At 70.1% G+C, this 13448-nt stretch carries 16 protein-coding genes; 12 read left to right on the forward strand and 4 right to left on the reverse strand.

The genetic code is table 11. The features are described from left to right. Positions 1–193: 193 nt before the first annotated feature. Together ALI22I_RS54360 and ligD are read right to left on the reverse strand one after the other, a co-directional pair. Complete coding sequence (locus ALI22I_RS54360; protein WP_274522732.1) at positions 194–319, reverse strand: hypothetical protein; 126 nt, start codon at positions 317–319, stop codon at positions 194–196. 6 nt (positions 320–325) lie between these two features. Further along, on the reverse strand, positions 326–1318 hold the full coding sequence (ligD, locus tag ALI22I_RS00375) for a non-homologous end-joining DNA ligase (RefSeq protein ID WP_077003596.1): 993 nt from the start codon (positions 1316–1318) through the stop codon (positions 326–328). 177 nt (positions 1319–1495) lie between these two features. On the opposite strand from ligD, the gene ALI22I_RS00380 reads away from it, so the two are divergent. The 4 genes from ALI22I_RS00380 to ALI22I_RS00395 are packed head-to-tail and all read left to right on the forward strand — an operon-like array spanning position 1496 to position 4558. Then, a complete protein-coding gene (locus tag ALI22I_RS00380) occupies positions 1496–1951 on the forward strand; it encodes a hypothetical protein (protein ID WP_077003597.1) in 456 nt (151 codons plus the stop codon). 15 nt (positions 1952–1966) lie between these two features. Next, positions 1967–2524, forward strand: a complete 558-nt coding sequence (locus ALI22I_RS00385) for a DUF3558 family protein (protein ID WP_083751296.1) — start codon at positions 1967–1969, stop codon at positions 2522–2524. Positions 2525–2557: 33 nt separating this feature from the next. Next, positions 2558–3838, forward strand: coding sequence for a hypothetical protein (locus ALI22I_RS50185; protein WP_077003599.1), 1281 nt, complete (start codon positions 2558–2560; stop codon positions 3836–3838). Between the two features lie 6 nt (positions 3839–3844). Continuing rightward, complete coding sequence (locus tag ALI22I_RS00395) at positions 3845–4558, forward strand: ESX secretion-associated protein EspG (RefSeq protein ID WP_077003600.1); 714 nt, start codon at positions 3845–3847, stop codon at positions 4556–4558. Here ALI22I_RS00395 and ALI22I_RS00400 read toward each other — a convergent pair. Further along, positions 4527–5141: a TetR/AcrR family transcriptional regulator gene (locus tag ALI22I_RS00400; RefSeq protein ID WP_077003601.1), complete on the reverse strand. Its 615-nt coding sequence runs from the start codon at positions 5139–5141 to the stop codon at positions 4527–4529. The two genes, ALI22I_RS00395 and ALI22I_RS00400, sit on opposite strands and share 32 nt — an antisense overlap. Positions 5142–5218: 77 nt before the next feature. Between ALI22I_RS00400 and ALI22I_RS00405 the strand changes: the two genes are divergently transcribed. Both ALI22I_RS00405 and ALI22I_RS00410 read left to right on the forward strand, forming a co-directional pair. After that, positions 5219–6370, forward strand: coding sequence for an acyl-CoA dehydrogenase family protein (locus ALI22I_RS00405; protein ID WP_077003602.1), 1152 nt, complete (start codon positions 5219–5221; stop codon positions 6368–6370). A 12-nt stretch (positions 6371–6382) separates the two neighbouring features. Next, complete coding sequence (locus ALI22I_RS00410) at positions 6383–7552, forward strand: acyl-CoA dehydrogenase family protein (protein ID WP_077003603.1); 1170 nt, start codon at positions 6383–6385, stop codon at positions 7550–7552. Positions 7553–7743: 191 nt separating this feature from the next. Here the strand turns inward: ALI22I_RS00410 and ALI22I_RS00415 are convergent, their stop codons facing one another. Then, positions 7744–8388, reverse strand: coding sequence for a GntR family transcriptional regulator (locus tag ALI22I_RS00415; RefSeq protein ID WP_077003610.1), 645 nt, complete (start codon positions 8386–8388; stop codon positions 7744–7746). Between the two features lie 73 nt (positions 8389–8461). Here ALI22I_RS00415 and ALI22I_RS00420 point away from each other — a divergent pair, with 73 nt between their 5' ends. From ALI22I_RS00420 to ALI22I_RS00445, 6 genes are all read left to right on the forward strand, one after another. Beyond that, positions 8462–9406, forward strand: a complete 945-nt coding sequence (locus ALI22I_RS00420; RefSeq protein WP_077003604.1) for an asparaginase — start codon at positions 8462–8464, stop codon at positions 9404–9406. Between the two features lie 39 nt (positions 9407–9445). Further along, the gene (locus ALI22I_RS00425; RefSeq protein ID WP_077003605.1) at positions 9446–9760 is read left to right on the forward strand and encodes a hypothetical protein; all 315 of its coding nucleotides are present in this window, start codon (positions 9446–9448) and stop codon (positions 9758–9760) included. A 34-nt stretch (positions 9761–9794) separates the two neighbouring features. Next, a complete protein-coding gene (gene msrB, locus ALI22I_RS00430; RefSeq protein ID WP_077003606.1) occupies positions 9795–10232 on the forward strand; it encodes a peptide-methionine (R)-S-oxide reductase MsrB in 438 nt (145 codons plus the stop codon). Between the two features lie 263 nt (positions 10233–10495). Next, the gene (locus ALI22I_RS00435) at positions 10496–11404 is read left to right on the forward strand and encodes a TIGR04222 domain-containing membrane protein (RefSeq protein WP_077003607.1); all 909 of its coding nucleotides are present in this window, start codon (positions 10496–10498) and stop codon (positions 11402–11404) included. Positions 11405–11477: 73 nt separating this feature from the next. Continuing rightward, on the forward strand, positions 11478–12401 hold the full coding sequence (locus ALI22I_RS00440; protein ID WP_077003608.1) for a TIGR04222 domain-containing membrane protein: 924 nt from the start codon (positions 11478–11480) through the stop codon (positions 12399–12401). Next, positions 12358–13263, forward strand: a complete 906-nt coding sequence (locus tag ALI22I_RS00445; protein ID WP_179118025.1) for a TIGR04222 domain-containing membrane protein — start codon at positions 12358–12360, stop codon at positions 13261–13263. The genes ALI22I_RS00440 and ALI22I_RS00445 overlap by 44 nt, the downstream gene beginning before the upstream one ends. Positions 13264–13448 lie beyond the last annotated feature (185 nt).

Raw genomic sequence — 13448 nt, forward strand, 5'->3', positions numbered from 1 at the left:
TCAACTCGATCAGCCTCAAGGAGGGCGAGGAGCCGTTCCTGGCCCAGGCCCGCCGCATCCGCGATTTCGGCGCGGGCGTGGTGGTGATGGCGTTCGACGAGAAGGGCCAGGCCGATACGGCCACCCCGAGGTGCGCACACAACGCCCCCACCCCGGGACGCTAGATCGTTCCGCCAGCCGGGGCGAACGGATATCACCGCGCCCACGGGAAGGCACCCACGTCGGCGGCGAACCCGGCGTTCATCCCGACATCACTGATCCGCCCGTCCGCGCGCACCGAACCGCAGCAGCCCACCGCGCCGGTTCTAGTTGCGTTCACACAACTCTAGTTGCGCTTGCGCGACGGCTGCACGCGCATCGGCTCGCCGGGCATCTTCGGGTAGTCGGGCGGGTACGGCATCTCGCCTCGGCCGTCGGCCTCGTACCACTCCAGCAGGGTCTCGATGCCGAACGCCTCGTCGTCCAGGCCCACGTGCGGATCGCCGTTGTCCGCCAAGTACTTCGGCACGGTGAACACGTCGAAGTCGCCGGGGTCCACGGTGGACAGACGCTCCCACGTCACCGGCGTCGACACGGTGGCGCGCGGGGTGCCTCGGACGGACCAGGCGGAGGCGATGGTGCGGTCCCGGGCGGCCTGGTTGAAGTCCAGGAACACGCGCTCGCCGCGGTCCTCCTTCCACCACGACGTGGTCGCCTTGTCCGGCACCCGCCGCTCCACCTCACGAGCCAACGCGATCACGGCATGCCGCACGTCCACGAAGTCCCACTCCGGCCGGATGCGCACGGCCACGTGGACGCCCCGGCCACCGGACGTCTTGGGGTACCCGGTGATCCCCAACTCGTCCAGCACCTCCCGCAGCACCATCGCCACCGCGACCGCGTCCCGGAAATCCGTACCCGGCTGCGGGTCGAGGTCCACGCGCAACTCGTCCGGCCGATCGGTATCCGACCGCCGCACCGGCCACGGGTGGAAGTCGAACGTCCCCAGATTCGCCGCCCACGCCAACACCGCCGGCTCCGTCGGGCAAACCTCGTCCGCAGGCCGCCCGGACGGAAACTTGACCCGCGCCGTCTCCACCCACTCGGGCGCCCCCTTGGGCAGCCGCTTCTGGTAGAACGCCTCCCCCGTCACCCCGTCAACGAACCGCTTCAACGTGGTAGGCCGATCACGCAGCACACGCAGCAACGGCTCGGCCACGGCCAGGTAGTACTCGACCACCTGCAGCTTGCTGATCCCACGCTCCGGGAAGTAGACCTTGCCCGGGTTCGACACCCGCACCACACGCTCGCCTACGTTCAATTCCACAGCCTGGGCCACGCGACCGAGCCTAACGCGACCGGCCGGCGGAAGAGCACTCACAGTGGCACTCAGAAGTCCTGCGTCGAGGTGAAGATTAGCCCGTTCGGATGTAGGTATTTGAACGCATCCCCTCCCAAGCGGTGCTCCGATACAGTCCTGTGCTGACCACGGAGCGCAATCGGGGAGGTTTGTGCTGTGACCGGCGACAGCGGAGGTCTGACGAACAACGTCGGCCAGTACGCCTTGGAGCAGTACCGCCAGCAGGGTGGCGGAGGTCTCGCCAGCCTGCTCACCATGGGCATGAGCGACATCGTCGCCGCCACCAAGGCCCTGTCCGCCGCGAGCGAGGCACAGGCGCTCTCGGTCGACCCCAACGTGGTCGACGCGATGCTGAGGAAGCTCACCGAGATGCAGGATTCGGTGGAAAAGATTCGACGTCGAGCCGACCTCTTGACCACCGCTACGCCATTGGGTGGAGGATACGCGCAGGAGATCGGGCAGGTGAACGCGCAGCTTGGCGACGAAGTCGTCAACCAGGTTATCCCGGAAATGGTCAAGGCGATCGACGACCTCAAGACTCAGATAGATAAGAGCCGATCCTCCTACCAGAACGTCGACGAGGCCAAGGCCCAGACACTGAACAACCTCTGAGGGACCGCAGACTTCATGAAGCGCTCACTTACCCGCCTGGCCGCCGCGTGCGTTGTCGGGTTGGCCATCCTGACCGGATGTAGCGGAGAACCCGGGACACCATCGCCCGGATCGACCACCGAGACCGAGGTCAGCACGTCGACTGCCGGCAGCACCGGGTCCAACGACAACACGTTGGCCGGTATCAAACCATGCGATCTCCTGACGTCCAGCGAAGCGACCAGCCTCGCCCTCGCCAGCCCGGGGGAAGCGGACCGGGTCGGCGGCGCGGACGCCTGCGACTGGGCAGAAAGCGGGAACGGCGGCCTCATCGTCGGCGTCAATCCGACACGAGGGCTGAAAGATTTGAACTACGAGGGAGAGACCACTTTCCCGACGAAGATCAGCAAGTATGAAGCAACCAGGGTAGAGGCGCACAACGGCTCGAAGAGCATCTGCCATGTCGTGATTTCGGTGTCGGACTCGTCCAGCGTGCAGGTCATCGGAACGCTGAAGGCGACTTCGACTGACACCGCTGCGGCGTGTGATCGTGCTACCCGTGCCGCCGAATTGATCGCGCCCAAGCTGCCCTGACCTGCCGTTCGACCCGCCCCGAGGGGGGATGACATGACTCGCGAGAAGCCGCAGGCGCCCGAACCGACCGCGAACTACCCCGCGCACCAGCACGAGGACATGAAGCGGCAGGTCGAGGAGAAGTTCGATCCCGGCCTCGCGGGCGAGATCGCCGACGAGTGGAAGGCCATCGGCTCCACGCTGACCGAGCTGGCGGTGGACTTCCAGGTCATCGTCACGGGTTCGGAGGCGGGGTGGACGGGTAGTGCGGCGGAGGGGGCTCGGGCCGCGTTGGCGAAGGTCGGCAAGTTCAGCGACATGACCGGTGATCACTTCACCGCGACCGGCTCGGCCCTGCACACGCAGACCAGTGCGGCGTCCGAGGCGAAGACGCGGATGCCGGAACCGGTCGAGTACGACCCGAAGAAGATGCTCACCGACGCCATCGGCAGCGGGAGCATCTTCAACCTGGCCGCGCTGCCCGTGACCATGCCGATGCAGAAGGCCAAGTCCGAGGGTGCCAAGGCCGAGGCCGTCCAGGTGATGCAGTCGCGTGATGACGCGATGCGCTCGGCGACCACCTCGATGCCGGCGTTCGCCGAGATGCCGACCGTCACCCAGGACCAGGGCACCGCCACCAGCACCACCCAGACCTCGTCGGTCAACACGAACACGGTCAACCCGAACACCAGGTTCGGCACCACGGGCATGCCCGGCACCGGCAACACCGACACGAGCGGCACGACCAACACGTCCTGGGTCGCGCCGCCCACAGTCACCCCGCCGCCCGTCGCGCCTCCGGTCAACCTGCCGCCCTCCGGCCCGCCCGCTCCACCGATCACCCCGCCGTGGGCGATGCCTCCCGGCACCAGGCCGCCGGGCGGCAAGCCGCCCGTCCCACCGGGCAGGCCGGTTCCGCCGCCCGGTGGTGGCAGGCCGCTACCGCCTGGTGCTCGACCGCCCGGCGGCGGCTTGCCCGGACGTGGCCCGGGCGGCGGTCCCGGTGGCACTGGCGGTGCTGGTGGCGCTGGTGGCGGACGTCCCGGTGGCGTTCCGGGTGGCCCGGGAGGAATGGGCGGACGTGGCGCGGCCGGCGGGTTCGGTCCGTTGGGCGCGGGCAACCAGGCCGGCTTCGGCCCGGCAGGCGCCTCGGGGCAGCCGGGCGCGTCAGGTCGTGGCGCGGCGGGCACGCCCGGTGCGATGGGCGGCATGGGAGCAGGCGGCCAGGGTGGCCAGGGTGACGAGGACCAGGAGCACAAGGCCAAGTACCTGATCCCGACCGACGACTACTTCGACGACGACCGACTCGTCGCACCACCCACCATCGGCGAGTAGAGGCGAATGAGCACCATCCTCGCCCTCCCGGAGTTCGACGTGCTCTGGGAGGACCTGCGCGTCGGCGCGGCCCCGTACCCGCTGGAGATCCGCCACCACGGCACGACGCTGGACGAACGAGCCCGCGTCCGCGCCGACGTGCACGCGACGCTGAGTCGTCGCGGCCTGTTCCGACGGGGCAGGCCGGAGCCGGAGCTGGAGGACGCGCTGCTCCTGCTGGCCCGGCCGGAGACCGCCATCGCCGTCATGGGCCTGCCCGACGCCGCCGGTGACGACCTGTTGCGTGCCCTGGTGGTGGCACGCGGCAGGCAGGCGGTGCTGGCCGTGCAGCGGGCCGACGGGGTACGGCTGGACGTGCTGCGCGACGTGAGCCTGCCGGTGGCGGCGGTGAGCGTGCTGCCGCCGATGCCGGCCGGGCCTGGAAGACCGGTCACCGTGCAGGCGGCGGCGATGGGTCAGCAGGGCGCCACGCGCACCGCGCGGGGTGGTGCCAACGACGACGTGCGGGCTCTCCAGTCGATGCTGGCGGGCCCGATCACGGGCACCGGCCACTTCGCCGCCACGCGCGAGAACGGGCCGACGCCTCCCGCCGTGACGTGGATCGACACCCCTCGCGGCCGGTACGCGAGCGTGGGCACCGACTGGCTCACCGTCGCACCCGCCGATCACACCGGTCTGGTGCGCAGGCTCAGCCAGGCACTCGCGCAGCCAGCCCGGTGACGAAGGCGTCCAGCGCCAGCTCGAAGCTGTCGTGGTCGAGTTCCCGTGCCACGGACGGCAGGAGGTGGGCCTTGTCCAGGTTCGGGTACCGGTCCCGGTAGAACGTCTGGTCCTCGGAGAACCCGCTGGAGAACGAGCTCAGCGCGGCACCGAACACCAGGTACATCAACGACGCCGCGATCATGGTCGCCTCGCGCCGCGACCACCCGGCCGAGACGAGCCCGCCGTGCACGACGTCCAGCCGGCGCAGCGACGCCTCGCGGTGCGCCGGCCCGTACGCCAGGAACGGCACGATGTTGGGGTGCTCGGCCAGCGCCGCACGGTACGAACGGGCGCAGCCGATCAGGCCTTGCCGCCAGTCGCCGCCCTCGAACCCGGACACGTCGACCTTCTCCAGGATGCCGGCCGCGACCTCGTGCAGCAGATCGTCCTTCGTGCTCACGTGCCCGTACAGCGACGCGGCCTGAACGCCCAGCTCAGCGGCCAGTTTGCGCATCGATAGGCCGTCCAGGCCGTCGCGGTCGATGATGTGGAGTGCGGCGGTCCGGATGCGTGAGGCACTCAGGATGGGGTTCCTCGGCATGTCCGCTCCCCTTGCCTGTGGTCGTCTCCGCGCCTAGGTTAGATAACCTAACACCGTTCGGTTAGGAGGTCACCCCGGTGGATCTGCGCATCTCCGACGAACACCGGCAGCTCAAGGAGCTGGCCCACCGGTTCACCGAGGAGCGGATCGTCCCGCACGCCACCCGCTGGGACCGGGATGAGGCCATCGACCGCGACCTGGTGCCCGCCCTCGGCGAGGTGGGTTTCCTCGGCCTGGGCATCGACGAGGAGCACGGCGGCTCCGGCGGCGACAACCTGGCGTACTGCCTGGTGCTGGAGGAGATCGCGCGCGGGGACTCGGCGGTGCGCGGCATCATCTCCGTCTCCCTCGGCCTGGTCGGCAAGACGATCTTCAAGCACGGCACGGACCAGCAGAAACAGCGGTGGCTGCCCGGCCTGTGCGCGGGCCGTCAACTGGGCTGCTTCGGCCTGACCGAACCCGGCACCGGCTCCGACGCCGCGTCCCTGGCCACCAAGGCAGTCCGCGACGGCGACGACTGGCTGATCACCGGGCGGAAGGTGTTCATCACCAACGGGACGTGGGCCGACGTGGCGTTGGTCTTCGCCCGCACCGGCGGCCCCGGCCCGAAGGGCATCACCGCGTTCCTGGTGCCGACCGACTCGCCCGGCTTCAAGGCCACCGAGATCCACGGCAAGCTCGGCATGCGCGGCCAGGCCACCGCCGAACTCACCTTCGACCAGGTCAGGGTCCCCGACGAGAACCGCCTCGGCGACGAGGGCACCGGCTTCAAGCTGGCCATGACCGCCCTCGACCGGGGCCGGATGTCCGTGGCTGCCGGCTGCGTGGGCGCCGCGCGGGGCGCGCTGGAGGCGAGCCTCAAGTACGCCAAGGAACGCGAGCAGTTCGGCAAGCCCATCGCCGGCTTCCAACTCGTGCAGGAACTGCTGGCCGACATGGCCGTGGAGACCGACGCCGCCCGCCTGCTCACGTGGCGGTGCGCGGACCTCGCCGACCGCGGCGAGCCGTTCGGCACGGAGGCGTCCATGGCGAAGCTGTACGCCAGCGAGGCCGCCGTTCGGGTGGCGAACAACGCCATCCAGGTCTTCGGCGGGTACGGGTACATCGACGAGTACCCCGTCGGCAAGTACCTGCGGGACACCAGGGTCACGACCCTCTACGAGGGCACCAGCCAGATCCAGAAATTGCTCATCGGCCGGGCGTTGACCGGCATCAACGCGTTCACCTAGGAGGAGGACGGCATGGACTTCACGCTCGACGAGGAGCAGAAGGAGATCCGCGACTGGGTGCGGACCTTCGTGCGCAAGGAGGTGGCGCCGCTGGAACCGGAGGTGCTGCGTCGCGAACGCCTGGGACAGCCCGGTCTGACCCGTGACGAGCTGAAGGAACTCCAGGGCAAGGCCAAGGCGGCGGGCTTCTTCGGCGTGCTCACGCCGCAGGAGTACGGCGGCATGGGCCTCGGCGCGCTGATGACGGCGCTGCTGGAAGCCGAACTGGGCCGCACGTTCGTCCCGTTCCGCTTCGGCGGCTACGCGGACAACATCCTGTTCCACGGCAACGAGGAGCAGAAGCAGCGCTACCTGCTGCCCACGATCTCCGGTGAGCGCGTGTCGTGCTTCGCGATCACCGAGCCCGGCGCCGGCTCGGACGCCAAGGCCATCCGCACCTCCGCCCGCAAGGAGGGCGGCGAGTGGGTGATCAACGGCGAGAAGACGTTCATCACGCAGGGCAACGAAGCCGACTTCGTGATGGTGTTCGCGGTGACCGACCGGGAGAAGGGTGCGGACGGCGGCGTCACGTGCTTCCTGGTCGACCGGGACATGGGCTGGAAGTCCGAGCCGATCCCGACCATGGGCCAGTGGGGCCCGGCGGCGCTCGTGTTCGACAACGTCCGGGTGCCCGAGGAGAACGTGCTGGGCGAGGTCGGCCGCGGCTTCAACCTGGCCATGCAGTGGATCGGCCAGGGCCGTTACCTGCTGCCGGCGCGGGCGCTGGGCTCGTGCGAGCGGCTGGTGGAGATGGCCATCGAGCAGGCGAAGAACCGGGTGACGTTCGGTCAGCCGATCGCCGAGTACCAGGCCATCCAGTGGATGATCGCGGACTCGGCGATGGAGATCGAGGCGCTGCGCTGGCTCGTGCTGCACGCCGCGTGGCTGGTCGACCAGGGCGCCGACTCGCGTCAGGCGCAGAGCATCGCGAAGCTCTACGGCGGCATCAAGGCCAACGAGATCGTCGACCGGGTCCTGCAGATCCACGGCGGCATGGGCTACACGCGTGAGCTGCCGATCGAGCGCTGGTACCGGGAACTGCGACTGCTGCGCATCTACGAGGGCACGGACGAGATCCAGCGCCGCACCATCGCCCGCAACCTGCTCAAGGGCCACGCGAAGGTGACCGGAACCCTCGGCTGAGAGTCAGGGACCGCCTCCGCAGGCACCGCGGGGAACAACGCGGGGAACAACGCGGGGAACAACTTCGCCGGCAACGCTTCGCAGGGGTCCTCGCCCAAGGGGACCCCTGCTTTTATCCTGCCAGAGGGGTACGACAATTCCGGCGCAGTCGCCCCACCGACGCATCCTGAACCTGACGACGCACAGCAACGTCAGCCCAGGCTGGTGAGCATCTGGGCGCAGACGCGGGCGAGGTGTTTGCGCATCACGTCCGAAGCTCGGGACGGGTCGCCGGCGGCGATGGCCGCGACCAGGGCGTCGTGGTCGTCCAACGACGCCTGCTGGTGCGGCGGGTCGTCACGCAGTCCGCTGCGCAGCAGCACCACCCGCTGTTGCACCAGCCGCACCTGCTCCGCGATCCGCGGGCTCCGCGCCGCGTCCAGCAACGACTGGTGGAACGCCAGGTCCAACCGGTACGGGAAGCGCTCCCCCGCCGAGTACGCCCGCCGCGACTCCTCGCACACCGCGCGCAGCCGGACCACGTCCGCATCGGTCCGCCGCGAAGCGGCCAACTCGGCCGCCGCGCACTCCAACGCCGCCCGCAGTTCGAACAGCGCCTGGACGTCAGCGGCGTCGGCCGTGGGCACGGAAGCGCCCCGGTGCGGTGCGAGCACCAGCAGCCCCTCGGACGCCAGGTGCCGGATCGCCTCGCGCAGCGGTCCGCGGGAGATGCCCAGCCGCTGGGCCAGCTCGACCTCGTTCACCCGCGCCCCGGGCGCGATCTCACCGGTCAGCACCAGCTCGCGGAGCACGTCCACGGCCTGACCGGCCAAGCTGATGTGCACGGGAAGTGTCACGAACATCTCCTAGCGCCAGACGACCCCACCGATGTTAACTGTCGACAGTTGGCAGCGATCAGGGAGGGCACGCATGGCACACGAACTGGTCGCGGAGGTCTGGCGGGGCGAGTTCCTGGAGTCCGTGCACCACGGCTCGGTGATCGCCCTGGACCGGACGGGACGGGAAGTGCTCACCGTCGGCCGTCCGCACGACATCACCTACCCGCGCTCGTCCAACAAGCCGATCCAGGCGCTGGCAATGCTCCGCCACGGCCTCGACCTCCAGGACGAGCTGCTGGCCCTGGCCTGCGCCAGCCACTCCGGCGAGGACTTCCACATCGAGGGCGTCCACCGCATCCTCGACGCGCACGGCCTGGACGTGAACGCCCTCCAGTGCACCCCCGACCTGCCGATCGGCGAGGACGCCCTCAGGGCCCACCTGGCGGCAGGCCGCACCAAGGCCCCGAAGTACATGAACTGCTCGGGCAAGCACGCCGCCATGCTCGCCACCTGCGTCCTCAACGGCTGGTCCACCCACGACTACCTCGACCCGACCCACCCCCTCCAGAACGCCATCCGCGACACCCTGGAGGAACTGGCCGGTGAACGCATCGGCGCCGAGGGCGTCGACGGCTGCGGCGCGCCGTTGTTCGGCATCAGCCTCACGGGCCTGGCCAGGGCGTTCAGCAGGTTGGCGCGCGCCGCGGACGGCCCGGAGCAGCGGATCGCCCAGGCGATGAACCGCTACCCGGAGTGGGTCGGCGGCACGGACCGCGACGTCACGAAGTTGATGCGGGCGATCCCCGGCGCGGTGGCCAAGGACGGCGCGGAGGGCGTCTACGCCATCGGCCTGCCGACCGGCGAAGCGGTGGCGTGCAAGATCGCCGACGGCTCCAGCCGCGCCAGGGCCGTGGTGCTGGTGGCCGCGTTGCGCAGGCTCGGCGTGGGCGCGCCGGACGAACTGGCCACGTCCCCCGTGCTCGGCCACGGCCGCACCGTGGGTGCCGTCAAACCGTCCCCGGCCCTGGTGGGTTGATTCGCCCATCGGGTTGAACCGCCCATTACGCTGGGAGCCATGGCCAGCGCCAGAGCCGACGACGCACCGGACGAGCGCCCGCAGGGCGGCATCGACGACGAGCTGATCGGCCTAGACCCCGACGATCCCGAGACCAGGGCGTTCGCCGAGCACCTGACCCGGATGCAGCGGCAGCCGCCCGGTTTCACGATCGAGGGCTCACTGGCGGGCGTCGAGCAGTTCGCGGACTCGGCGAACCGCGCGGGCGGTCTGCGCCGGCTCACCGCGGTCGTGGTGGTGAGCCTGATCCTGCTCGGTGCGGTGGTCAGCATCTGGTACTACCTGGGCGATCTGCTGTGGGTCTTCTTCGACTGAGTTCCGCCGACCGGGTTTCGACTAACCTGGAGGTATGGAACCTGTCGTCGGCGCCACCCCGAAGGTGGTCCACTCGGAGTTGGAGTGGCGGGAGATCCTGACCCCCAAGGAGTACGCGGTGCTGCGCGACGCCGGCACCGAGCCCGCCTGGATGGGCGAGTACACCGACACGAAGACCGAGGGCGTCTACGAGTGTCGCGCGTGCGGGGCCGAGCTGTTCCGCAGCGACACCAAATTCGACTCGCACTGCGGCTGGCCGTCGTTCTTCTCGCCGCTGGCCGGTGACTCGATCATCCTGCGCGAGGACCGCGCCCTCGGCATGGTCCGCACGGAAGTGTTGTGCGCCACATGCCACAGCCACCTCGGGCACGTTTTCGAGGGTGAGGGCTACGACACGCCGACCGATCAGCGTTACTGCATCAACTCGGTGAGCTTGCGCCTGGTCGAAAGCCCTGCCGGTCAAGCAGACTGAAGGCGCCACTCCGAATGTCGAACGCATCCACACCAGGAGGAATCATGCGCATCTTCAAGGGCACTGACGGCGAGGGCTCCGGCGGCGTGGACGGCGCATCGTCCTCCTGACGCCTTCGGGCGTCCTTGGTGACGTGCTCCTGACGTCACCCGGTCGGAACCTCAAGGCTTGCTAAAGCACTCTTGCTGGGATGTGGCCCGGAGCACACGATTGCCTCCTCAGCTGGTGGACCTGGTTCCACCGAGGCCCACAGGGGGTGGACCGTGGAGCGACCGTGGGGGCTTTCAGGCCCGGAATTCCTTGAGCTGTACTGGATCGCGCTGGCCGTGTCGCTGGCGTTCGCGATCCTGGTCCGAGTACGCCTGCGGGGGACGCGGGGAGGCGCCCCCGCGGGTGTGCTCGACCTGAACTTGTTGGACATCGCTTACCTGACCGGCGGACCACGGCGTGTGGTCGAGACGTCCGTGGCCGGTCTCATCTCTTCGGGCGTGCTGGTCCCGGCCCGCAACGGGGCCGTGCGGATGGCCGGTTCGGCGGTGGCCGATCACCCGGTCGACCAGGCCGTGCTCACCGACGTCGCCCATTACCGCTACCGGACGTTGACGCTGCTCATCACTTCGGTGTCCGAGCAGGGCGCGCCGCGCGAGGTCGGCCGTCGACTGTCCGAAATGGACTTCCTGGTCGCGCCGGAGAAGGTGAAGTCCTGGTTGCGACTGGGTGTCGTGCCGATGGTGCTGCTGCTCGCCGTGGGTGTGGTGCGGTGGGTGAACGGGCTGGCGATCGGCGCGCCCGTGGGGTGGTTGACGCTCCAACTCGCGCTGACCGGGGTGCTGGCCGTGCTGCTGTTGAAGGCGAATCCGTTGACGCGCACCGCGAAGGGCCGTGACGCGGTGGCGAAGGCTCGCGCAGGCGAGATCACCGGGGGGTGGGGGGCGACCGGCTCGGCGAACGACGCCGGGCTGGTCGCTCTCAACGGCTTCAGCGCGCACCCGAACGTGGTGCTGCGGGCCGCGGTGCGACCGCGTTCGCGGAGTCGTGCGACAACCGGTGGGGCTTACGCGGCGGGCTCGTTCACCGCGACCGGGAGCAGCTGCGGCAGTGGCAGCAGTTGCGGCGGCAGCAGCAGCGGTGGTGGCGGCGGCGGAGGTTGCGGCGGCGGTGGCGGGGGCTGACCGCTCCTCTCCTCCTCTCGCCTACCTCGCCAATCGCAGCCGACTGGGGCCTGACGGCTCCTAGGGTGACGCCATGACGTTCCTGTGGTGGTACGGCCCGGCGCTCGTCGCCGCGGTGGTGGTCGGTCTGCGGTTGAAGCGGGTCGCCGGCGCCGTGCCCGACCGGCCGCTGACGTTCGAGGAGATCGGTTACCTCGGCGGTGGGCCGGTGCGTGCGGTCGAGGTGGCCGTGGCGGGGTTGGTGGCCGAGAACCGGGCGAGGGTGTCCGGTTCGGTGGTCGCGGCGGTGCCCGGTGAGGAGCAGCCGGTGACCGCGTTGCAGGCGGTCGTGCTGGCCCGCCTCAACCAGCCGCGGGACTTGGACCGGCCGCGGGACTTGGACGAACTCGTGGTCGGCGCGGCCACCAGTGGCCCGGCCCGGCAGATCGGGCAACGCCTGGTCGCGGGTGGCCTGCTGGTGGCACCGCGTCGGCGACTGGTCCGGGCGGTACTCGCCGTCGTGCCACTAGTGGCGCTCGCACTGGTAGCTGTTTTCGCAGGTCCGAGCGGGTGGGAGACGGTCACCGCGCTGTCCGTCACCGGTGCGCTCGCGGTCCTGCTGCTGTTGGGCCCGCCGCCCGTCCTGACCAGGAGGGGCGCGCGGGCGTACGAGGAGGCCACGGCGGGCCTGGCCCCGGTCGACCCGGCCGAGGTGACCGCCCGCTACGGCCTGACCCGCACCACCGTCCCACCCGTGCCGCTCAAGGGGTCGGCACGGGTGGAGACGGCGGTGTTCGACGGTGAACGGGCGGAACCGATCACACCTGCGGAAACGTCCCAGGGACCACTTCCCCGGCGCAGGCAGGCCGTGGTGGTCGAACCGCAACGCTGGCAGCGCCGCAACGGCTGGCTGGTGGCGGGCGGATGGTTCGCGGGCGGATGGCTGGCCGCGCAGTGGTTGGAGGGTGACGACGGTGGCGACTTCATGGACACCGGCTTCGGCGGGTTCGACGCCTGAGCCCTGGCACACCGGACCCAGCCAGACCGGATACGGACAGACCGCGCACGGCCAGACCGGATATGGCCAGACCGGACCATGGCAGAACGGACTGGGCCAGACCGGGCTGGAGCCGGAGGAACAGGGCTTCCTGGCCGGCGGCCCAGGCCGAGCGGCGGAAGTCGCGGTGGTGTCGCTGATCGAGGCCGGCGCCCTGCGGATCTCACGCGACGGCCTGGTCAGCGCCGTGCAGTGGCACGGCCGACCACGCACCCCGCTCCAGGCCCACGTACTGCGCTCGGTGCCGCGATCGTTGGGTGACCTCATCAGCGCGACCGCAGGCAGCGCCGAGGCACAAGCGCTGCGGCAACACCTGACCGACCGCGGCCTGGTGACCTCCCCCCGGCAACGGCGAAACGCACTGCTGATGCAGGCGGTCGTGGTGGTTGCGGCGATCGGAGCGATCGGGGCGATGTTCATGCTGAACCTGCCGAACGCGGTAGCGATCGGCGCCTTGTTGGCCGTCGTGCTGATGTCGTTCATCTTCCGCCAGCGGCTGCGCCCGCTGACCCGCGCGGGACGGAGAGTGGTGCGACAACTGCGCCTGGCCGCCGTGCCACCACACCGGATCCTGCTGGTGGCGAGCTACGGACTGCTCGGCAAGGTCGGGTCGGACCACGTGTGGAGCCTGCTGGGCATCGCACCGTCGGCCGCGGCCGTGTTGCGGCGGCGGACGCGCGGGAACGGGTTCAACAGCGACAGCTCGTCGAGTGGCGGTGGGTGCGGCAGCTGCTCCAGCAACGGCTGCGGTAGTGGCAGTTCGGACGGCGGCTCGTCGTGCGGCGGCGGCAGCAGTTGCGGTGGCGGCGGCGGGGGTGACTGATGCGGCGGTGCCGGCGGCGGCGATGACTGCGGCTGCGGCGGTGCCGACCGTGGCCGTGGCGGCTGCGGTGGCGGGCGCGGCAAGGGGGCGGCGATTGCTGCGGCTGCGGCGATGGCGGCTGCGGCGGTGCCGGTGCCGGCTGTAGCGGGGGTGGGCGTGACGGGGGTGGTGACTGGTCGGGCGGG

It is taken from the genome of Saccharothrix sp. ALI-22-I, from assembly GCF_001984175.1.
Lineage (GTDB): Bacteria > Actinomycetota > Actinomycetes > Mycobacteriales > Pseudonocardiaceae > Actinosynnema.